The sequence below is a fragment of the Shewanella sp. SW1 genome (assembly GCF_025653545.1).
In the GTDB taxonomy this organism is placed as follows: Bacteria; Pseudomonadota; Gammaproteobacteria; order Enterobacterales; family Shewanellaceae; genus Shewanella; species Shewanella oncorhynchi.
In genome coordinates this window covers 131,515-153,105 of sequence record NZ_JAKKSG010000014.1, presented here as the reverse complement: position 1 = coordinate 153,105, position 21,591 = coordinate 131,515, and the positions used below count along the sequence as shown (strand labels likewise).

General features: G+C 43.8%; 14 protein-coding genes and 4 tRNA genes. 12 read left to right on the top strand and 6 right to left on the bottom strand.

What is annotated here, in order from left to right:
• The 7 genes from L5M71_RS14080 to L5M71_RS14050 all read left to right on the top strand — a co-directional run.
• Positions 1-4,070: Ig-like domain-containing protein (locus tag L5M71_RS14080; RefSeq protein WP_263220665.1), on the top strand; the 4,070-nt coding region annotated here is incomplete at its 5' end.
• Between the two features lie 90 nt (positions 4,071-4,160).
• Positions 4,161-6,338: a type I secretion system permease/ATPase gene (locus L5M71_RS14075; protein ID WP_263207583.1), complete on the top strand. Its 2,178-nt coding sequence runs from the start codon at positions 4,161-4,163 to the stop codon at positions 6,336-6,338.
• Positions 6,335-7,717, top strand: a complete 1,383-nt coding sequence (locus tag L5M71_RS14070; RefSeq protein ID WP_168825932.1) for an HlyD family type I secretion periplasmic adaptor subunit — start codon at positions 6,335-6,337, stop codon at positions 7,715-7,717. Before L5M71_RS14075 ends, L5M71_RS14070 begins: the two co-directional genes overlap by 4 nt.
• 30 nt (positions 7,718-7,747) lie before the next feature.
• Positions 7,748-9,169 carry a TolC family outer membrane protein gene (locus L5M71_RS14065; RefSeq protein ID WP_105250448.1) on the top strand — a complete coding sequence of 474 codons (1,422 nt, stop codon included), beginning with the start codon at positions 7,748-7,750 and terminating at the stop codon, positions 9,167-9,169.
• Complete coding sequence (locus tag L5M71_RS14060; protein ID WP_105250449.1) at positions 9,166-9,774, top strand: OmpA family protein; 609 nt, start codon at positions 9,166-9,168, stop codon at positions 9,772-9,774. Before L5M71_RS14065 ends, L5M71_RS14060 begins: the two co-directional genes overlap by 4 nt.
• A 19-nt stretch (positions 9,775-9,793) precedes the next feature.
• The gene (locus L5M71_RS14055; protein ID WP_105250450.1) at positions 9,794-10,501 is read left to right on the top strand and encodes a transglutaminase-like cysteine peptidase; all 708 of its coding nucleotides are present in this window, start codon (positions 9,794-9,796) and stop codon (positions 10,499-10,501) included.
• A gap of 8 nt (positions 10,502-10,509) precedes the next feature.
• Positions 10,510-12,429 (top strand): EAL domain-containing protein, encoded by a 1,920-nt coding sequence (locus tag L5M71_RS14050; protein WP_105250451.1) that lies wholly within the window; start codon positions 10,510-10,512, stop codon positions 12,427-12,429.
• Between the two features lie 265 nt (positions 12,430-12,694).
• Here the strand turns inward: L5M71_RS14050 and L5M71_RS14045 are convergent.
• From L5M71_RS14045 to L5M71_RS14030, 4 genes are all read right to left on the bottom strand, one after another.
• A tRNA-Pro gene (locus L5M71_RS14045) sits at positions 12,695-12,771 on the bottom strand.
• Between the two features lie 156 nt (positions 12,772-12,927).
• Positions 12,928-13,004 (bottom strand) — tRNA-Pro (locus L5M71_RS14040).
• A 32-nt stretch (positions 13,005-13,036) separates the two neighbouring features.
• Positions 13,037-13,112: transfer RNA gene (locus tag L5M71_RS14035), tRNA-His, on the bottom strand.
• A gap of 53 nt (positions 13,113-13,165) precedes the next feature.
• Positions 13,166-13,242 (bottom strand) — tRNA-Arg (locus tag L5M71_RS14030).
• A gap of 206 nt (positions 13,243-13,448) precedes the next feature.
• Here L5M71_RS14030 and L5M71_RS14025 point away from each other — a divergent pair.
• The gene (locus tag L5M71_RS14025; RefSeq protein WP_263207580.1) at positions 13,449-16,097 is read left to right on the top strand and encodes a diguanylate cyclase domain-containing protein; all 2,649 of its coding nucleotides are present in this window, start codon (positions 13,449-13,451) and stop codon (positions 16,095-16,097) included.
• A gap of 47 nt (positions 16,098-16,144) precedes the next feature.
• Here L5M71_RS14025 and rep read toward each other — a convergent pair whose 3' ends face one another.
• The gene (gene rep, locus L5M71_RS14020; RefSeq protein ID WP_131523358.1) at positions 16,145-18,157 is read right to left on the bottom strand and encodes a DNA helicase Rep; all 2,013 of its coding nucleotides are present in this window, start codon (positions 18,155-18,157) and stop codon (positions 16,145-16,147) included.
• A 234-nt stretch (positions 18,158-18,391) separates the two neighbouring features.
• Here rep and ubiK point away from each other — a divergent pair, with 234 nt between their 5' ends.
• The 3 genes from ubiK to L5M71_RS14005 all read left to right on the top strand — a co-directional run bounded on the left by ubiK (position 18,392) and on the right by L5M71_RS14005 (position 19,490).
• Positions 18,392-18,646 carry a ubiquinone biosynthesis accessory factor UbiK gene (gene ubiK / locus L5M71_RS14015; protein WP_113940858.1) on the top strand — a complete coding sequence of 85 codons (255 nt, stop codon included), beginning with the start codon at positions 18,392-18,394 and terminating at the stop codon, positions 18,644-18,646.
• 94 nt (positions 18,647-18,740) lie between these two features.
• Positions 18,741-19,106, top strand: coding sequence for a hypothetical protein (locus tag L5M71_RS14010; protein ID WP_263207577.1), 366 nt, complete (start codon positions 18,741-18,743; stop codon positions 19,104-19,106).
• A 36-nt stretch (positions 19,107-19,142) separates the two neighbouring features.
• Positions 19,143-19,490, top strand: coding sequence for a hypothetical protein (locus tag L5M71_RS14005; RefSeq protein WP_173496177.1), 348 nt, complete (start codon positions 19,143-19,145; stop codon positions 19,488-19,490).
• On the opposite strand, the gene L5M71_RS14000 is transcribed toward L5M71_RS14005, so the two are convergent.
• Complete coding sequence (locus L5M71_RS14000) at positions 19,487-20,659, bottom strand: winged helix-turn-helix domain-containing protein (RefSeq protein WP_263207575.1); 1,173 nt, start codon at positions 20,657-20,659, stop codon at positions 19,487-19,489. The two genes, L5M71_RS14005 and L5M71_RS14000, sit on opposite strands and share 4 nt — an antisense overlap.
• Positions 20,660-20,907: 248 nt before the next feature.
• On the opposite strand from L5M71_RS14000, the gene L5M71_RS13995 reads away from it, so the two are divergent.
• A complete protein-coding gene (locus L5M71_RS13995) occupies positions 20,908-21,438 on the top strand; it encodes a hypothetical protein (protein WP_263207573.1) in 531 nt (176 codons plus the stop codon).
• Positions 21,439-21,591: the final 153 nt, after the last annotated feature.

Below are 21,591 nucleotides of genomic sequence, written 5' to 3'. Positions count from 1 at the left end.
TACTCGGACGCGATACCGACGCCGATGGCGATACGCTGACGATCACCCAAATCAATGGTCAGCCCGTCACCTTCGTGAATGGCGTGGCCACGGTGGCGGTGGCAGGCGGCTCTTTGGTCATCAACCAAGACGGGACTTTCACCTATACCCACAATGGCAGCCAACCGGCGCCAACCAGCTTCACCTATACCATTACCGACGGTAATGGCGGCAGCGATACCGCTACGGTGACCCTGAATGTGGATAACGAGAACGATGAAGTAATTCTTGATGGTCTTGATATCCAAGGTGGTGAGTTAACCGTTAGCGAGGCAAACCTTTCAACGGGTTCAGCGCCTAATAGCAATGCGCTGACTCAGACTGGTAACTTTAGTTTTACCTCTGTTGATGGTTTAGCCTCTATCACTATTGCCGGGCAAAGCTTCAATTTAGCGGCTTTACTTGCACTAAGTTCTAGTATGGTTAACATTCCAACACCTTATGGTGTCTTAACACTGACTGGTTTCACAGGCGATGCAAGCGGTGGGTCCATCAGCTACAGCTACACCATAAATAATAATGTCGACAATGACTCCCCCCCTGCAACCAACACTAGCTATTTAGATAGTTTTGCTGTAACCGTTGTGGATCAGGATGGTAGCCAAGCAAATGGCAGCCTTGATGTGAAGATTGTTGATGATATCCCTAATGCCAAAAACGACACAGGCAGTGTCGATGTGATCGTGGATAGTTTTAAAGTATCTGGCGTTGAGGCGAATTGGGGATTACCGGAAAATGGGACAAACGTAACCAGATTCGATGGTACAAATAATCCTAATGGTGGTGGCACGGATAATGACAGTGGTCTCGACCAAATCAGATGGGGTAATCCAACTAACACTTATAAATCTGGCTATGGTTTTATCGATAATGACGGAGCGTTAAATGGTCAGTTTGCCTTAAACCAAGATATTGTTTTAGGTACTTTTACCCATTATAACTTCCCGATCTCTTCCGGTGGTGCTATCACAAAAGCAACCATGGATGTCACCTTCTCGGTGACAGATGCCTATGGGGTCGTCACACCAGTGACCCTTAAAGTCAACTTTGATCACAATGAAACACCGAACAACGACAACGATCCTGAAGCCTCAAAAGATATTATCAAGGTCGGCAATACTAATGTAACTTTTGAGCATGCTGGTGCACTTTATACACTACAGGTGATAGGTTTTAGAATTCCAGGTACCAATCAAATCGTCACTGAAATTAGAACGGCTGAAAATGCTGCAAATAGCTATGAACTAGTTGTGCGTGTAGTAGCTGGTAATGGTTACGAATTACCCTCAACTACTGGCAATGTGTTAGCTAATGACGTAATCGGTGCTGATGACGATATCACGGTAATTGGTGCCGCAGCGGGCAACCAAACAGGTTCAGGCACCTCTGGTAATGTAGGCAGCATTATTCAAGGTCTATATGGCACGTTAATCGTATTCGCCAATGGTAGTTACACTTACACCGTAACAGCCAACGCCTCTGCGATTCCGGCTAATGCAACGGAAACCTTTACGTACACCATGCAAGATGCTGATGGTGATAAATCCAGTGCATTACTGACTCTTAATGTAAATACTATTAATGCGAATGCGCTTAAAGCGGCTCAAGATCAAGATAGTGGTCTTGAAGATACAGCTGTTATCGGTAATGTACTGGATAACGACGGCAATAAAAATACGTCAGTCACTCATTTCACTGTGGCTAACGATACCACTCAGCATACTGCGGGTAGTAAAATCACCTTGGCAGAAGGCGAACTGACTCTCAATGCTGATGGTAGCTACACCTTTACACCCGCGGCTAATTGGAATGGCCAAGTCCCAGTGGTTACCTACACCACAAATACGGGAACAACAAGCACGCTGACCATCAAAGTAACGCCCGTTGATGATCCAACGGTAACGAATCCAGATAGCAAAACCATTTCTGAGGATGCCTTAGCTAATGGTAACGTGCTTAACAATGATACCGATATTGATAATACATTATCCGTAACCAGCTTCCAGGTGAATGGTGCGACCTATAATACAGGCAATACTTGGTATCAATTGCCTGAAGGTAAGCTGCAATTGAAGGCAAATGGTGAATACAGCTTTGACCCAAAAGATCACTGGAGCGGTTCATTACCTGAAATCACCTACACCACCAATACTGGTGTAACAGGTAACCTCAATATTAATGTCATCGCTGTGGCAGATACTCCTAATCTGAGCATCAATGGCTATACCTCTGTTGCGGCGATCAACTTTGAGGACGCGAATATTTCTGACAGTTGGAATGGTGTTAAAGTCAACGGTATAAGCGGTCTCAATACTATAGGTACTTGGCACACCAATAATAATGGCGGCCGCGTCGAGATAGGCTATGAGAGTGTCTATATTACAGGCGGTTCCTCCACCAATAAGGTAATGGAGGTCGAGTTTAACAATGGTGATAAAACACTTTATACCGATATACAAGCGGATGCAGGTAGATTCTATGAACTTGGATTTGATATTGCTGCACGCACAGGCAATGCTTCAACGTCAGGCCTAACCATTAAGCTTATTCCACTCGACGCTGCGGGAAACCCATTATACGCTCAAGCAGTCACCCTTTATGATTTCAACCCAACTGACTCTAACTGGTTAAAAGATCAAAAAGTAACGCTACCTATCGATCAAACAGGTAAGTACCGTTTGCTGTTTGAAGCCGATAACGCAGACTCCATTGGTGCTATTTTAGATAACTTAGCTTTCAAAGCTGTCGACAATATGGGCTATCGTGGGGAGTTTATAAAACTGAGCGCTATTTCTACATCACTAAAAGATATTGACGGCTCAGAAAGCTTGACCATAAAACTTCAAGGGCTACCTGAAGGCGCAGTTTTAAAAGACGCTAATGGGAAATTAGCGACCATTGGTGCCAATGGTGAACTCGACATCACTAATTGGGATCGCAGCAGCCTGCAAATTAAAGTTCTAAACAATGGTAACTTTACTATCACAGTTAAAGCCACAACAACTGAAAGTAGCAACCAAGATACCGCTACCAGTACTACAACCATCCCTATTACAGTGCTCCATCCCAATGAATATCTAGGTCGCGGCGGTGTTGATAGCTTCCAACTGGTCAAAACCAGCGGGGATAATGCCAATTTAAGTATTGCACTCAATGGGTACTATGAGGGTACGACAGCCGTCAGCAGCGTCACCCAACAAGCTGCAGTGACAATAGATACCGATCTATTAATACGCTCCGGCAATAGTAATGACTATATTGACTTAGGTATAAGCCGTGCAAATAACATTGTCTATACTGGCAGTTCAATCCCTAATATTGATAACAGTAACCCCACATTGGAACTGCTAAAAAGCAGCAAATTCATGCAGGATGCTGTAATCACAGATGCTGATGGCAAGCTGTTACAATCAGTGCAGAGTGAAGTTCAGCCCATCACAGACACTGTCAATCTGGGCTCAGGCAATGACACTGTCTACGGCGGAGGTGGTAATCTTGCTGCTTACGGTGGTGCAGGCAATGACACCTTAATAGGCGGCACAGGTAATGATGCTTTACGAGGTGGTTCAGGTAACGACACCTTAATAGGTGGACTCGGTGATGACGTCCTGCGTGGTGATAGCGGCGCTGACACCTTCGTATGGCGCTATACGGATGCAGACCAAGGTACTGACCACATCATGGACTTCAATGTAAGTGAAGATAAGCTTGATCTGAGTGATTTACTCCAAGGAGAAACGGCTAATACGTTAGAAAGCTATCTGAACTTTAGCCTAGATAGCAATGGCTCTACCGTTATCGATATAGATGCAAACAAAGATGGGACTGTCGATCAACACATTGTGCTTGATGGGGTTGACCTCTATAGCCAATATGGTGCAACTGATAATGCGGGTATTATTAATGGGTTACTTGGTACCAATGGAAGTGGGCCGTTAATTATCGATACCCAGCCTGTCAATCCAGAAACACCGCAGGGATTAACTAGATTTACTGATGATCCTAATACCAATGGCGCTGTGATCCCTTAGATAAAATCGTTTGGATGGCCTATAGAAATATAGGCCATCATGACCGATACTTGCCATAACCATATAAAAATCCAAAGGATAAGTAATTAGGTGTCTGCTGCAGCTTCTGAAAAAATTGATCAATGGACCATTTCAGCCTCACAAAGAGTGTTAGTGGATCCTTTGCTGGATTGTTTAGTGTTACTCACTGAGCATTTTGGCAATCCGTGCTCGAGCGATTCGCTTGCGGCAGGTTTACCCTTGTCAGGTACCGTGTTATCACCCGACTTATTGCCTCAGGCGGCTTCAAGAGCGGGTCTAGCGGCTAAGCTATCTCGAAAAGGCTTAAACGAAGTATCACCTATATTGCTCCCCTGTATTTTATTATTAAAAGACAAAAAAGCCTGTATATTGCGAGAACTTGATGTTGCATCAGATAAAGCAATTATTCAATTACCCGAGACGGGCGGTGAAGAAACACTGACAATTGAGTCGCTCGAAGCCTTATATGTGGGATATTTATTCTTAGTCAAACAAGAATACCGTGGCGACATGGGCTTTGATGTTTATCTACACGATAATAAAACCCACTGGTTAGTACAAACCCTCAAAGATTCAGCACCCATTTATCGTGATGCATTAATCGCTTCTGTATTGGTGAATTTATTCGCCTTAGTTTCACCGTTATTTATTATGAATGTGTATGACAAAGTCGTCCCAAACCTCGCCTTTGAATCCCTTTGGGTTTTAGCGATTGGTGCGGCGATTGCTTATATGTTCGATCTTATCATGCGGCAACTTAGAAGTTACCTCATCGATGTTGCAGGAAAAAAAGTAGATATTATTGTGTCTTCGCGACTTTTTGCTAAAGCGATAGGTATTCCCCTAGAAAAACGTTCTCCTAGTATCGGCGGCATGGCGAAGCAGTTAGGTGAATTCGATAATATTCGTGAAATTTTAACTTCGGCAACGATCACAACTTTAGTCGATCTCCCCTTCGCGATATTTTTCTTAATTATTATTTTTATTGTCGCTGGTGATCTCGCTATAGTTCCAGTCATTGGCGGCATCATCATTATTGGCTTCACGCTTTATATTCAACCTAAACTCAAAGCGGCAATCGAAGAAGGCAATAAATTTTCAAGCTTAAAACATGGGCATTTAATCGAGAGCTTATCAGCGCTAGAGTCAATTAAAGCTAATGGTGCTGAAGGAATTGTGCAAAAAAGCTGGCAACAGATGATAGGCCACAGTGCAAACTGGCAATTAAGGTCAAAAAAGCTCTCCAACTCAGTATCGAACGTAGCGAACTTTACGGTGCAATTTACCGTTGTCTGCGTGGTGATTTTGGGCGTTTATCGTGTGGCTGATAATGCGATATCTATGGGCGGAATTATTGCTGCGGTCATGCTATCGAGCCGCGCCATTTCACCTATGGCACAACTTGCAGGCCTGATGACGAGAGCAAACCACACAGCCAGTGCACTACGCCAACTGAATGAAATCATGACTCAAGAAGATGAGTTTGAAAATAAAGGACATTTAGTTAGCAAACAAAGACTCATAGGCAAAATCAATGCTGATCATGTTGGTTTTAGTTATCCAGGTTCTGAAAAGTCTGTGCTGCATCCGATGTCGCTGACGATTAATCCTGGCGAACGCATTGCCATTATCGGTCGAAATGGTTCAGGTAAAAGTACGCTAGCTAAGCTACTGGTCGGGCTATTTCAACCCACGGCAGGAAGCTTGCGCTACGACGGTTTAGACTCAGCACAGATTCATCCGAGTGATTTACGTCGTAATTTTGGCTACCTACCCCAAGATGTCACCCTATTCCATGGTTCTATTCGCGACAATATTTTATTTGGTACACGTCAAGTCACTGAACATCAACTCATCCGCGCGGTGCAGCTTTCTGGTGTGAGTCAATTCACCAACCTAGAAGCAGAAGGCCTAGACCAACAGGTCGGCGAAGGCGGCATGTCACTCAGTCGCGGACAAAGACAAACTGTCGCTCTTGCTCGCGCCACACTGAATGATCCCCCAGTGTTACTGATGGATGAGCCTACGGCGAGTTTAGATGCTCGCGCTGAACAACAATTTATTCGTTCAATGCAAAATGTCAGCAAAGATAGAACGTTAATTCTTATTACCCACAAGATGCATTTATTGCAACTCGTCGACCGCATTATTGTACTTGAACGCGGCCATGTGGTTGCCGATGGACCTAAAGCAGAAGTGCTAGAAAAACTCAATTTTGGCCTAGTGAACGGAGAGGCTAAAAGATGAGTAAACATTTAACAACAAACGACTTAGACATGGTTGATGATGTCTATGGCGCCATGATGACAGACGCTCCCAGCGGACACAGATTAATCATATGGGCACTTGCTGCTATGGTAGTGTGTTTTTTACTGTGGGCGGGGTTTGCTCAATTAGATAAGGTTACTACTGGAACGGGAAAAGTGATTCCTTCATCACAAGTTCAAGTGATCCAAAGTCTAGATGGCGGCATAATGCAAGAACTCTACGTTCAAGAAGGTGAGATAGTCACAAAAGGGCAGCCTTTAGTGCGTATTGATGATACCCGCTTTCGCTCCGACTTTGCTCAACAAGAGCAAGAGGTTTATGGCTTAAAAACCAATGCTATCCGCATGCGCGCCGAACTCGACAGCATTCTAATATCAGACATGACCTCTGATTGGCGTGAACAAGTGCTTATCACTAAAGAAGCATTGATATTCCCTGAGGCTATCATTGCTGCGGAACCCGCCTTAGTGAAAAGACAACAAGAGGAATACAACGGGCGCTTAGATAACTTAAGTAACCAACTTGAGATCCTTGTACGTCAAATTCAGCAAAGACAGCAAGAAATTGATGATCTCGCCTCTAAAACAACGACATTAACGACGAGCATGCAACTAATATCCCGCGAGCTTGAACTCACTCGACCTTTAGCCAAAAAAGGTATTGTTCCTGAAGTTGAGTTACTCAAACTCGAACGCACGGTAAACGACTTGCAAGGTGAATTGAATTCAATGCGTTTACTCCGCCCTAAAGTAAAAGCGGCATTAGATGAGGCTATCTTAAAACGCCGTGAAGCCGTATTTGTTTACGCTGCAGAGCTGCGCGCGCAGCTCAATGAAACTCAAACCCGCCTCTCTCGCATGAATGAAGCACAAGTTGGCGCGCAAGATAAAGTCAGTAAGGCGATTATCACCTCCCCTGTTAATGGCACCATTAAAACCACGCATATCAATACACTGGGTGGTGTAGTGCAACCTGGGATCGATATTATCGAGATAGTACCGTCGGAAGATCAACTGCTGATAGAAACTAAAATCTTGCCTAAAGATATCGCTTTCTTACATCCAGGATTACCCGCCGTAGTAAAAATTACCGCCTATGATTTTACCCGCTATGGCGGCCTTAAAGGAACTGTCGAACATATTAGTGCCGACACTTCTCAAGATGAAGAAGGCAATAGCTACTATCTCATCAGAGTTAGGACAGCAGAATCTAGTTTAACCAAAAACGATGGCACACAGATGCCAATTATTCCGGGAATGTTAACTTCAGTTGACGTTATCACGGGGCAAAGATCCATACTTGAGTACATTTTAAATCCAATTTTAAGGGCTAAGGACACAGCGCTCAGAGAGCACTAAGCCTTTTTTTTATAAACCGGGAGGTTGGTCATGAAGACTTCAGCAATACGACAATTTCAATGTTCAAAGATAGCCATAGTGCTGTCATTAATCCTGTTACCTTTATCGGCTCAAAGTCAGACGTTAGAACAAGCCGTTGCACATACGCTAGATACAAACCCAGATTTACGAGTGGCTTTCAACCGCTTTAAAGCGCGAGAAGAACAAGTTAATCAAGCGATAGCAGGCTATATGCCAACTATTGATGTCAATGGTGGCTACGGTTACGAACAAACCGACAGCGTATCGACACGTAGACGACCCAATATCGGCGAAGTCGATAGCAAAGGGGTGGCTGAATTAAATCCCGGAGAGTTTGGTGTTAGCATAAAACAAATGCTTTTCGATGGTTTCTACACCAGCAGTGAAGTTGATCGTTATAGCTTTGAAGCTAGCGCAGACCAATGGGCACTGCTTGCTGCAGCTGAAGATATGGCACTCGATGTCAGTAAAGTCTATCTCAACTATTTACGCACCGATGAAGTGTTAAAATTAGCCGAGAAAAACCTTAACAGCCATAAAGAAATTTATGACCAGATTAAACAACGTACTGACTCAGGTTTAGGCTCAATCGCAGATCTATCCCAAATCTCGGGACGTTTGGCGCGTGCTAATGCTAACGTTATTTCTGCTCGCAACAATTTACTTGATGCAAAAGCACAGTACGTCAAAATTGTAGCGGCGGCACCAGCAGACTTAATATTACCAGTGCCAGATGCAGACATGCTGCCAAAGGATCTTAGCTCTGGCATTATTGTTGCGCAAGAGAATCACCCCATACTCAAATCTGCAGCAAACGATATTAGTGCCGCTGAAAATGAACGCTCTTCAGTACAATCCAATTACTACCCTCAGGTTTCTTTAGAACTGAATGGTAACTGGAATAACGATATTAGCGGCGAAGATGGAATATCAGGTGCTGGAGCTTTCCGCAGTGATGTGGGTGGCCATAGTAACGATCTCGTCGCCATGGTGAGGGTGAGATACAACTTATTTGCGGGGGGTAAAGATCTTGCCCGTGAAAAAGAAACTGCTTACAAGTTGGGTGAAGCGAAAGAAATCCGCCAACGCGCCCAACGTGAAGTTGTTGAAGGGGTAAACCTAGCTTGGAACGCATTTGAAATGCTAGCGCCGCAAAAACAATATATTCGCGATCATGTCGTGGCCGCAAAGGATACTCAAACAGCCTATGCACAGCAGTTCAACTTAGGCCAACGCAGTTTACTCGACTTATTAGATACCGAAAATGAACTCTTCGAGGCGCGTAAAGACTACTTACAAGCTGAATATGATGAAGTTATTGCTAAGTATCGCGTGCTCAATTCTACAGGACGATTATTAGACTCACTTAAAGTCACTAGACCTGATGCGTGGCGCGGAGAGCGCAATTATGAAGGAGGAGCTAACAAATGAAAACTCTCACATTTTTTCTAAGTGTCACTCTTTTAGCTGGTTGTTCGATGCGCGATACGGTTAATATTGACGAAATGGTCACAACTCAAACCTATGATCTATCTGATAAAGATAGCGATGGTGTCATTGAAGCCCGTGAACGCTGCAACGACACAGCCCAAGGGGCAGGTATTGATAACTATGGCTGTGGCAAAATAAAAGCGATTAACGAGCGAAAGGAAATAAATATTTTATTCCCGAATGACTCTGCTTATATTGCGCCTGAGTACTATCCTCAAATTGAAGAGGTGGCTATTTTTCTACGTCAGTATCCAACGACCAAAGTGACTATCGAAGGTCACACGAGTCGCACAGGAACCGATGAACGAAATACAGTATTATCTCAAGAACGTGCAAATGCTGTCACCGCTGTACTGGCTGAACGCTTTAGTATTGATAGAAGTCGATTAACTGCTATTGGATATGGTTCTAGCCGCCCAATTGTTTTAGAACAGACGCCGGAAGCAGAAATTCGTAACCGTCGTGTTGTTGCAGAAGTCACTGGTGATGATACGGCAGCAGACATGAAATGGACAATTTACTCGGTCGATGACAACTCAAAATAAAGGACTAACACATTAGGTTATGAACGGCAGACTTGATTATAAAGATTCATTATTGCGAGTCTGCCGCTTTAGCCTAATAGCGTCAGCCCTAGGCATATGTTGCCTATATGCGGCCCCCACACAAAACCTTGATGAAGTGAAGATAACTTCAACCCTAGAAAAACATTACGGCGAACGTGCTGGAATGCGAGCAAGGGCTTGGTTCAAAGTGTTATCGGAAGCGAGTACGCTAGATGAAAAAGAAAAGTTATTGAAGGTGAATAACTTTTTTAATTTATTCCGTTTTGTGGATGACAGTAAATTATGGGGAGACTCGAATTATTGGGCAACGCCGATGGAGTTTATTGGTGTGAATGGCGGTGATTGCGAAGACTTTTCGATCGCAAAATACTTCACCCTACTCCAACTTGGTGTTCAAGAGGACAAGATGCGGATCACTATGGTTAAAGCCACTACGGTTAATCAATACCACATGGTATTGGCTTACTATGAAACACCATCATCAATTCCTTTAGTGCTCGATAATCTTGACCATGAAATAAAACCCGCCACAAAAAGAAAAGATCTACTGCCTGTTTATAGCTTTAACGGTAAACAGTTATGGCTCAATAAAGAGCAAGGTCGAGGCGTACTGGCAGGGTCCTCAAAACGATTAGAAAAATGGAACGATCTTAACCATAGATTAGGTGTTGACCGTCTTAGGCAACCAAAATTAAAACTGGAGTAGCACCAAAAATGACACTGTTTAGACAGATTTATTCGCTGCTTTTTAGCCTGTTCTTGCTTGTAGTTGCAAGCCTTGGCTATGTGCAATTCACTGAGACTCAAAGCTTTTTAACAAAGCAAATGGAGTCCGATCTAAACAATGCCAGCACTTCACTCGGTCTAATGCTTACCCCAGCACTCGAAGCCGGCGATACCGCAGCGGCAGAAACCTTAGTGAATGTTATTTTTGAAGGTGGTTACTATCAAAATGTAAAATTGACTTGGATGGTCGATGGTAAGCAACAAGAGTGGAATAATCCTTTAAAAATTGAAGATGTCCCTCAATGGTTTATCAATCTAGATCTGTTTAAAACCATAAAAAAACAAAGCACTATCACCTCGGGTTGGCTGCAGCTAGCACAGCTTGAAATCACTGCTCATCCTGGTTTTGGTTATCATGAACTATGGCGAATCATGTCCAATACCATCATAGCCTTCTCACTACTTTTTCTCGTTGCTATTTTTACAGCAAGAGTAGGCTTAACATGGATATTGAAACCTCTCCACACCCTGTCTGAACACGCAAAAAGTATCGCAGCACGCCAATTTGGTCCAGACATGGCACTCCCCAAAACAACCGAATTAAAAGACTTAGTAACTGCATTTAACAGCATGTCAGCTCAATTGAAACAAGTGTTCCATTCTCTTGACGAAGAGGTTGGCGCGTTACGTAAGAAGAATCTTGTCGATCCCGCGTCAGGCCTGCCTAACCGCCAATATGTAGTAAGTCGTTTAAATGGTTGGTTAAGTGAACCTAGCAGCGGTGCTTTATTCCTCGCCAAACTCGACTGGCTCGAAGAAGTGCACAGTAAATATGGCTATCAAGTTCGAGATGAAACCATACGGATCCTCGCAGAAAAGTTTCAACAGCAATTAAACGAAATAACACCTTCGGTCATAGGGCGTATTGCCGCCTATGAATTTGCATTTTTAGTGACCGATGTTGAACACGATCAGATCAGTAAATATTTACAAACACTTATCCGTACCATCAATCAAGAAATGTCAAAAGCAGGTTGTAAGCCCAACGAAGACTTTGCTATCGGTATTGCGGAACGTATTGGGCAAATGAATGTGTCGGATATTTTGGCCCAAGCCGACAATGCCCTTCAAAAAGCGTTACAAGAAAATAAAACCTTCCACTGGTTTGAAACCACAGAGCAGCAATTATTCACCCGCGAGCAATGGCGCGATAACCTCAGCCATGCTATCAGCAATAAGAAGTTTAAGTTTAGATGGCAACCCATCCAATTTTGCGATGGTGATGGCATAGCGCAACGGGAATTGTATTGCCAATTAGAGCTTGGTGATCAACTCGCTCATGCAGGGCAATTTATGCCGTATATCGAGTTATTATCACTTGGTGCCTTACTCGATAAATGCTTAATTGAAACTGTCTACGAGCAAAAACTGCTCGAGCGGAGCTATGAACCGCTCGCAATTAACTTAACCCACCAAAGTATTAACGATCCTCAGTTCCATGAGTGGCTAAATCAATTTTTGCGAAATGCCACATTTATTGAGCGCATCTGCTTCGAAATCCCTGAGGCTGGTGTTTATAGTGATCTTAAGTCATGCCAGCACTTATGTAACATCATTCGCGATAACGGTGCTAAGTTTGGTATTGACCACTTTGGTCGTCAGTTTGGCTCTATGTCTTATCTACAGGAATTAAGACCTAGCTATGTGAAGCTGGATCAATCCTTTGCCTACTATGATGAGACACACCACAATAGCGAATTGTGCCGCGCCCTAATCAACGTAGCAAAAGGATTGGACATTCAAGTCATAGTGACGGGTATTCAAGAAAAAGCTCAGCTAGAACGTTTTAACGAGCTTAGAACAGATGCCTATCAAGGCTTTATCGCCCCGCCAGTGAATCTTGACTAAGCCGTATTATTAAGAAGTGATGTTTGCAAACAAAAAGCTCCGTAAGGAGCTTTTTGTTTTTCTACGGTTGAGTGACTATGCCGATACAGTTCTGCTCTGCAAGTCTGCCAGGTGTAAATAAGAACTGTTGCCAACTTCTATACTCATTGAGGATACGCTATCAAGCGACAACAAACATGATAATGTCAGTGAGTAAGTTCTATTTCGCCAATGCAAAAAAGCCTCAGTGTATTCATTAATGAATGCTGAGGCTTTTCTACTTATTTGGTCGGTGATAGAGGATTCGAACCTCTGACCCTCTGGTCCCAAACCAGATGCGCTACCGGACTGCGCTAATCACCGTAAATTTTGTACTATTGTTTACATACGCTTAGAGGGTTCACCCTCTCGTCCACTTTCATCCAAAACATCAGGATGCGTTATCAGACTGCGCTAATTACCGTAAAACATTAACTATTTACTTAACTTACATTAAGCTCGCTAGTCACGCGAAGAATTTGGTCGGTGATAGAGGATTCGAACCTCTGACCCTCTGGTCCCAAACCAGATGCGCTACCGGACTGCGCTAATCACCGAGAATGAAAATCTTTATATCAAAGTAAATGAATGGGGTGACTGATGGGGCTCGAACCCACGACAACCGGAATCACAATCCGGGACTCTACCAACTGAGCTACAATCACCACTGATTTTCACTTACTTTACTAACCTTAAAGCTCACAACTCTATTCGGAAGTGGTGCGCCCAAAAGGATTCGAACCTTCGGCCTCACCCTCCGGAGGGGTGCGCTCTATCCAGCTGAGCTATGGGCGCTCGCCTTGGTTAGCGCCGCATATACTAGGGTCAAATCCCCTTTGAGTCTATAGCTGTTTTGCACTTTTTTTACTGACTGCTCAAGTTTTATCACATTAGCTGACTTTTAAAGCGGAATGCAGCCAAAATATGACTTGGATGTTACAGTATTTCATGCTAATTATAGACTTTGGTAAAAGCAAACATATATTTAACTAGTGAGTATCATGTTTAAGGATGAAGATGAAACTGGCCAGCCGCGTGTGAGTGAAATTGAACGCTTACGCAAAAAAATTATTCGCTTAAAACAATTAGCGCATAAATATAAGCATGCTGAGATCATTCAAAATGCATTACTCGAAATATCCAATATTGCGACTCATGCTTCTTCACTCGAAGAATTCTATGTCGGCGTACATAGCCATCTAAAACAGCTCATTCCCGCTGATAATTTTTTTATTTCAACCCTGGATACTCACACAGGTGAACTCGCCATCCCCTTTTTCGCTGATGAGAAAGATGCCCATCCAGCGGAGCTTTATCCTGAACAATCACTATCTACATTATTACAGCAAGGATTAACAGGCTACGTACTCAGAACTGGGAAAGCTTTGTTGTGTAACAATGACACAGTCAATGAACTGATTGCCGCTGGAGAAATTGTTAATTTAGGTTCTCCCTGTCATCTGTGGCTGGGCGTGCCCATCAAACAAGATGACATAGTAACGGGTGTGTTAGTGGTGCAAACCTATGACACTAATATCAGTTATGGTGAAATCGAACTCGAGTTAATGACGTTCATTTGTCACCATATTGCTGGGGTAATGGAACGGCTAAAACATCAAGAACAATTAGAACAAGCTATCCAGCAAAGGACAAAAGAACTCAGCCAAGCCTACGATAAGTTAAAACTAGAAGTCTATGAACGGCGTAGAGCTGAACGCTTACAAAAATCACTGTTCGAAATCGCCGAGCTAGCAAGTTCCAGTGCAGACAACCCAGACTTTTATGCCCAATTGCATAATGTTATTCGACATTTAATTCCGGCCAATAACTGCTATATCGCCCTATTAGACGACACAGAAACCCACCTCACGTTTCCTTTTTATGTATCGCAATTAGCCAATAAGCACCCAGGCACTCGGCCGCTACAAGACGGCTTAACCGAATATGTACTCAAACATAAGCGCCCACTATTGCTAGATCAAAGCAGTATCAATGCATTAATTGCCTCTGGTGAGCTGTATTCCCAAGCGCCAGCGTTAAATCATACTCAAACCATGCATCAGTGGATCGGTATTCCGCTTTTTATCCATGCTCAAGTTCGTGGTGCGTTAACGATTTACAGTTTTAGCATGACACAAAATTACCAAGTTAAAGACTTAGAGTTACTGACATTTGTATCACAACATATAGGCTCGGCTATCGAGAAAAAGCTGTCCGCAGAGTCCTTACAACGCAGTTATGAAGAGCTAGAAGAAAAGGTTATTGATCGTACCAAAGCGTTAGCCGAACTGAATAAAAGTCTTGAGAAAGAAATTCAACAACGCCGTAGTATGGAAGCCAAACTAGTTCACGATGCCAAACATGATGCACTTACAGGCCTGCCTAATCGCGCTATGTTTATGGAGCGTTTATCTCAAGCGATCAAGCATGTTCGTCGCCATAGCTTAGAACAGTTTGCCCTACTGTTTATCGACCTCGACCGCTTCAAACAGATTAACGACACTATGGGACACCTAGAGGGCGATAAATTCTTAATTGAGACGGCAAGCCGCCTCAAGTCCTGCATACGTGATAACGACACCTTAGCGCGACTCGGTGGCGATGAGTTTGTGATACTGCTCGATAGCATTAACAACATCAACGACGCGAAAGATATATCAGAAAGAGTGATCCAAAAAATATCGCAGCCCTATCGACTTGGCACAATGGAATTTAGTTCTGGAGCCAGTATCGGTATCACCATCAGTGGCAAACACAGAATTGATACCAGTGAATCTATGTTACGTAATGCAGATACTGCCATGTATCAGGCGAAAGCCAATGGTAAAGGCTGCTATGTTATTTTTGATCATAACGCCCAACATCAGGCCATGCAGGATGTCGAGTTAGAAACTGAATTTAGACATGCATTACACCATGCTGAAATACAGCTTAGTTACTTACCAGTAGTCAATTTTAAAACAGGTCAAGTGCATGCATTAGAAAGCCGCCTGTTCTGGCAACATCCGCAGCGTGGGCTCTTACTGCAGGAACAACTTAGCACGCTTGCTGAACAGTCACACCTTACCGTTGAACTCGATAAATATACGATCAGCATCATAGATAGCAGCTATCCCCAACTCCTCAAGCAATATGATGAATCTGTTGAATTACATGTCATGCTTTCGAGCCAACATCTCAAGCATAAGCATGTACTGCGCAGTTTGAAAAACACTCTCAAGCAAACCCAGTTAAACCTGAGCCATTTGTGGTTATTCTTCAATGAAAAAGCCCTAGTGCAAGAAACTGAAAATCATATCAATGGCTTTGAATTGTTGCAGAAACTCGGGGTAAAACTCGGCATCAGCCAATACGGTAGCGGCTATAGTGCATTAAATAGCTTATTGTTTCTGCCGATAAAAGGCTTAAAACTCGATGCCAACCTCACCAAACAAATACAAGGCGAGCAACAGCTTAAGTTAATGTCTGCCTATCAAAAAACGGCATCAACCTTAGAACTGCAAACCTTTGTCGATGGCATTGATAGTCCTGAACAAAAACGTATCTTCAATGAACTGGGTTATCAGCTGGGTCAGGGGGCTGCTTTAGCCGACACTTTTACCTTATGTGAAACCCAACCACAGATCTGTGCTCAGCTCGAATATGCCTAGTAAAAAATAAGTAGCTGATTTAAAAGAATAGTAAGCGAAACTGCTCGCTATTTTTTAAACATGTCTCTTAAGCTAGAAATATTTGCTCGCCCCGTTTGCATCCGCTCCTGCTCCGTTTGTTGTGGCTTACGGTTTTCCCACACCACATCATCTTGAGGTAACTCAAGTAAGAAACGGCTTGGTTCACAACGCATGGTTTCACCAAATTGGCGCCTTTCGCGGCAGAGGGTGAACCAAAGCTCTCGTTGAGCTCGAGTGATACCCACATATGCCAACCGACGCTCCTCATCGACGTTATCTTCGTCTATGCTGGTTTGATGGGGCAAGATACGCTCTTCTACTCCAACCATAAACACGAAGGGAAACTCTAAGCCCTTAGAAGCATGCAAGGTCATCAACTGCACCTGATCGCCGCCTTCATCCTCACTATTGCGCTCCATCATGTCCCTGAGCGTCAATCGAGTCACCACCTCTGGCAAGGTCATAGGCTCATCTAACTCGTCACCCGCGAGCATCTCTGTCACCCAACGGTAAAGCTCTGAGATATTCTTCATCCGCATTTCAGCGGCCTTGGCACTGGTGCTGGTTTCGTATAAGTAATCTTCGTAATTGATCTTACGGATCAAATGCTTCACCGCCTCGACGGGTTCACCACGTTCAGCATGATCCCCTGTCTCCACAATAAAACGACCAAACTGATATAAAGATGACATAGCCGCAGGCGGTAAATGATGATTCAGTTCAGGCTCAAAAATCGCCGCAAACATAGAAATATGCTTCTCGTTGGCAAAATTACCTAAACGCTCTAAGGTTGATGGACCTATGCCACGTTTAGGCAAATTCACGATGCGCAGAAAAGCATTATCGTCATCGGGATTCACCACGAGCTTTAGATAGCCCATGATGTCTTTAATTTCAGCACGAGCAAAAAATGACGTACCACCACTCAATTTATAAGGAATACGGTTCGTCATCAGTGCGCGTTCGAGTAACCGTGATTGATGGTTACCCCGATACAAAATCGCATAATCGCCAAACTGAGTACGGCCGACAAACTTATGTCGAACAATCTCGGCCACGACACGTTCAGCCTCTTGCTCCTCATTGGCGGCAAACAGCACCCGCAACGGTTCACCATAGGCAAGCTCGCTAAACAGAGCTTTATCGTAAACATGGGGATTATTAGCGATAAGAATGTTCGCAGCCCGTAGGATCCGCTGACTAGAACGGTAGTTCTGCTCCAGTTTAATCAGCTTAAGCTGCGGAAAATCTTTACCCAATAACACGAGGTTTTGTGGCTTAGCACCGCGCCATGAATAGATAGACTGATCGTCGTCCCCCACCACAGTAAAGCGCGCCCGCTCACCCACTAACAGCTTTACCATTTCATATTGGCTGGTATTAGTATCTTGATATTCGTCCACCAGCAAATATTGGATCTTGGTTTGCCAGCGCGTACGCACTTCTTCATGGTGGCGTAACAATAAGGTTGGCATCAGAATCAAATCGTCAAAATCTAAAGCGTTATAGGCTTTCATATGTTGAGCATAACGCTGATACAACATAGCAAATAAGTGCTGTTGCTCATCTTTAGCGATTTTGCGTGCATGCTCGGGAATAACTAAGCCACCCTTCCAGTTTGAAATCGTACTGGCGAGCGCTTTGAGTAAATCTTTATCTTCATCCAACTCGTCTTGGGTTAACTCTTTGAGCAGTGCCAAGGTATCTTGATCATCAAACAGCGAAAAGCCTGGCTTTAAGCCTAAGACCTTATGCTCGCGTTTAATGATCTCAAGCCCTAAAGTGTGGAAGGTTGAAATCCACAGACCTCTGGCTTCCTTGCGGCCCATCGACTGAGCGACCCGCTCTTTCATCTCGCGGGCAGCCTTATTGGTAAAGGTCACCGCCGCGATATTACGCGCCTTATAGCCACATTTTTCGACCAAATAAGCAATTTTATTGATAATGACGCGCGTTTTACCACTACCCGCACCCGCCAAGACTAGGCAAGGGCCTGAAACATAATGAACAGCATCGTTTTGGGCGGGATTGAGTTTCATCTTTGCGCAATATCCAAACAAGTCGACAGAAAGGGATGGGATCATAGCAGAATCGACAGTTTTAAGGCTAACAAATCCCCGCTTAGGTTGAGCAGAACTCAACTCTGTAGATAAGCCTCTCCGTGATATAAACCCCAACAACAGCCAACTAAAGTGTTCACGCGTCTGCTTTACTTTTGAAAGCTAACGTACTGAGTTACAATCGAGCTATTCAGTAAAGAGGCGGACAAGATAATGATCAATTCCAAAAAAATCGAAGAAATGGCGAAACAACTGAGCGACAGTTTGCCCAGCGGTCTAAAGCAATTTGCCGGTGAATTTGAAGAGCGCAGTAAGCAAGTACTGCAAAATCAATTGCTCAAGTTGGATATGGTTTCCCGTGAAGAATTTGATGTGCAGCAACATGTACTACTGAAAACCCGCGAAAAATTAGAAGCCCTACAAGCTCAAGTCAATGAGTTAGAAAAAAAGCTCAACGCGGCGGGCTAACTTATCATGCATGTTTGAAAGAGCACAGTTAGCGATAGCGCAGCTGTGCTTTTTTGTTTTTAACACTTCAAGCATTGAGTCACTTGGGGAAATAATGCAACAACTCGCCAGCTATATCCTTGCTATTGAAGGCTATCCAAGCCCTGTCTACGTGGTAAGCCAATCAAACGAGCAGCAAACCTATCACGATGATAATGTGGAGATTTGTGAGTCCATAACGCTTTATCACTTCGATAACGGGGTTGTGATTAGCAAGCTAAGCGAGCAAGATAAACAAGTTTATGAGTCAGACATGGTTTGTGAAGATTATTGGCTCAGCTATCGGGTTGTAACAGCTCATATTGCGATTTCGCCGCAGCAAAAATCCTTTAGCAATCTATGTCAGCAAAGCTTTTGGCTTAAGATGCAGCAAGGGCTGGCAGTAAAGCCACCGCTGCAACCAGAGCATAAACAGACTTAATGCTTTAGCGTCGAACAATCAAGGAATGAAGCTACAATGGATGTCACAATCAGCACACACTATCAGGACTATCTTCTTTGGGGATTATTGTTGCTTGGTGGCCTGCCGCTACTCACTTATCCCGGTGTGCTTCTCGCCAGTTTGATGGGATTGGCCAGTCAATCAAGCATTAAACCCGCTTTTATCTATCGATTGATGAATCAGTGTTTTCTATGGGGAAGCCTAGTTTATCCCGCCGTGTATATTCCCTGTTATCGCATTACGAGCGATAGTACTGCGACTTCTTCATCTTTAGTCATTGCTGCGTTGCCACTGCTGTATCTAATCTTACTGTATGGCTGCTTTCGCTTTATGGATGCTCCAACTAAAGAGACAAATAGTTAAAGCTTTTGTTGGCGAGCATACTTTTGCTTAAGGCCTTTATGGTTAGCCTTAACTAACTTCCAGCGGTCACAGCCATTGAAACGAGCATATTCACTGACTGCGATATCAAAGGCCGCACAGAAATCCTCATCTAAGCCATTCACCATCATGCCCTCTTCTAAGGTCAATTGCTGTAATAGCAATAGGTTAGCTTGGCGATCGGCTTTAACATCCACGCGGCCAACAAAAATGTCGCGCCACAGAATCGCTAAAGAATAATAACCATACTGACGCTTTTCGGCTGGGACATAGACTTCAATTTGATAATCAAAATCAAACCATTGCTTTAATCTTTGCCGTTGGATCAATAAATTATCGAAGGGATTAAGCAGCCACACTTTATTAGGTAATAGTGCATTTAGCTGTAATGAAGGGCGATAAAAGTAGCTTTGGCCCGCCGTCTTAAAACACGCTAATAACCCGTGAGCTAACAACTCTGCCAATTCTTGGGCTACTGCTGATTTCATACCTTTGCGTAAATAAGCCATTTGCGCCGCAGTACCGAAGGCGTGGGCATCGAGATAACGATCAATCAAATAGCGCGTAAACTCACTATCTGTCGGTGCTTTGGCATTTATATCTTGTGGCAACACTCGCGCGGTAAGATCGTAAACCTTTTGAAATTTCTCCCGCCGCACCACCATCAACTCACCACGCATAAACAGCTGCTCTAGGGCTTTCTTCGCGGGCTTCCAATCCCACCAGGTACCGTTTTTAGCTTCACTATGTTCGAAATCACTGGCCTTGAGTGGCCCTTCTGCAAGGATTCGCGCCCGCACTTCCTGCATTATTTTATCGTCGGGCTCAAACCAATGCTTACCGCCATTTTGCAGCTGCTGTTTACGCTGCAAACTAAAACGGTAATCGGCAATAGGTAAATAAGCTGCCGCATGGGACCAATATTCGAAGATCTCTCCTTTGGCTAAAGCCATATCGAGCATCTTTGGCTGATATTCTGGCATACGACTATGCAGCACATGATGATGCGCTCGCTCAACCACGTTGATAGAGTCAATTTGTACATAACTGAGATGTGAAATTGCCTCGGTGACAGAGGTATATGGTTGCAATAATCCTTGCTGCTGCATATTTAATTGCAGCCACTCGCGGGGTGAAAAGGGATTAGGCATCGATTCTCCAAATTCAACGACAAGCAAATACCAAACCAGAGAAAAAATATAACAAACTGAAAATAAAAGTATTTAGCACACTATTCAACGAGCAGGTTTGTGAAATGTACGCACAAGTCTACTCACTAGGCAGTATCTTCGGATAACATAAGCCATTTATACCTTAACGGCTATCGGTTTACCTACCCGTTAGTTTCACGACTCGAAATAGAGCCTATCTGGCATAGGCTCTTCATTAAGGATTGATGATGAATATCTACTATCGCCAAGCACAACTCTGCGGCCGCAAAACGGGTAATGGCACTAAGCTGCCATTTTTGATGAATATCTTGTATTCACTTGCTGCTAAAAATGGCGATCACCGGCCCTTTTTAATGGATGACATTAACGCCGTACTGTTTAATCAGCATCAGTCGATTGGTTGCTCTATCGAGGCGCCGCTACCGATAGTGAGTTGGCGCACCGAAGCGATAGAGTATGAGTTATTTAAAGGCGAAGAGCTGGTGTACCTGCCCCAATGTATCATCTTTAGCAATGGCGCCATTGCCTATGTCATTGTCGTCATGGGTGATGAGTATGAGCTACGTATTTGGCCTGATTACAGTAACCGTGATCGAGAAAAACACCACTGGTTTTCCCACCATGCCGTAGTCTATTCCGCAGAACTTGACGTCTTTAAGCAAAGCTTCGAAGCACTGCTCAAGCATATTAAAAAAGAAAATGACTACGAGAAAAAACACCCAAAATTTGGCAAAGACATCCCACTATCAGATTCATAAACTTGAATAATGAGTATGGATTTAGCGGCAATCGCCATAATTTTGCCACTATTGATCAGCAACTTGCCCGCAACTTTTGTAAAAAAATCTGTTTTAATACCCGCCGTGATACCGAGTTAACTCTGCACAATCTTAGCGGATAAGTCTCGGTCG

Excerpts from the sequence above, each read along its gene's own strand:
- L5M71_RS14005 (WP_173496177.1), top strand. The coding sequence starts at position 19,143 with ATGGATGTCACAATCAGCACACACTATCAGGACTATCTTCTTTGGGGA.
- L5M71_RS14070 (WP_168825932.1), top strand. The coding sequence starts at position 6,335 with ATGAGTAAACATTTAACAACAAACGACTTAGACATGGTTGATGATGTC.
- L5M71_RS14050 (WP_105250451.1), top strand. The coding sequence starts at position 10,510 with ATGACACTGTTTAGACAGATTTATTCGCTGCTTTTTAGCCTGTTCTTG.
- L5M71_RS14010 (WP_263207577.1), top strand. The coding sequence starts at position 18,741 with ATGCAACAACTCGCCAGCTATATCCTTGCTATTGAAGGCTATCCAAGC.
- L5M71_RS14065 (WP_105250448.1), top strand. The coding sequence starts at position 7,748 with ATGAAGACTTCAGCAATACGACAATTTCAATGTTCAAAGATAGCCATA.
- ubiK (WP_113940858.1), top strand. The coding sequence starts at position 18,392 with ATGATCAATTCCAAAAAAATCGAAGAAATGGCGAAACAACTGAGCGAC.
- L5M71_RS13995 (WP_263207573.1), top strand. The coding sequence starts at position 20,908 with ATGAATATCTACTATCGCCAAGCACAACTCTGCGGCCGCAAAACGGGT.
- L5M71_RS14000 (WP_263207575.1), bottom strand. The coding sequence starts at position 20,659 with ATGCCTAATCCCTTTTCACCCCGCGAGTGGCTGCAATTAAATATGCAG.
- L5M71_RS14055 (WP_105250450.1), top strand. The coding sequence starts at position 9,794 with ATGAACGGCAGACTTGATTATAAAGATTCATTATTGCGAGTCTGCCGC.
- rep (WP_131523358.1), bottom strand. The coding sequence starts at position 18,157 with ATGAAACTCAATCCCGCCCAAAACGATGCTGTTCATTATGTTTCAGGC.
- L5M71_RS14060 (WP_105250449.1), top strand. The coding sequence starts at position 9,166 with ATGAAAACTCTCACATTTTTTCTAAGTGTCACTCTTTTAGCTGGTTGT.
- L5M71_RS14025 (WP_263207580.1), top strand. The coding sequence starts at position 13,449 with ATGTTTAAGGATGAAGATGAAACTGGCCAGCCGCGTGTGAGTGAAATT.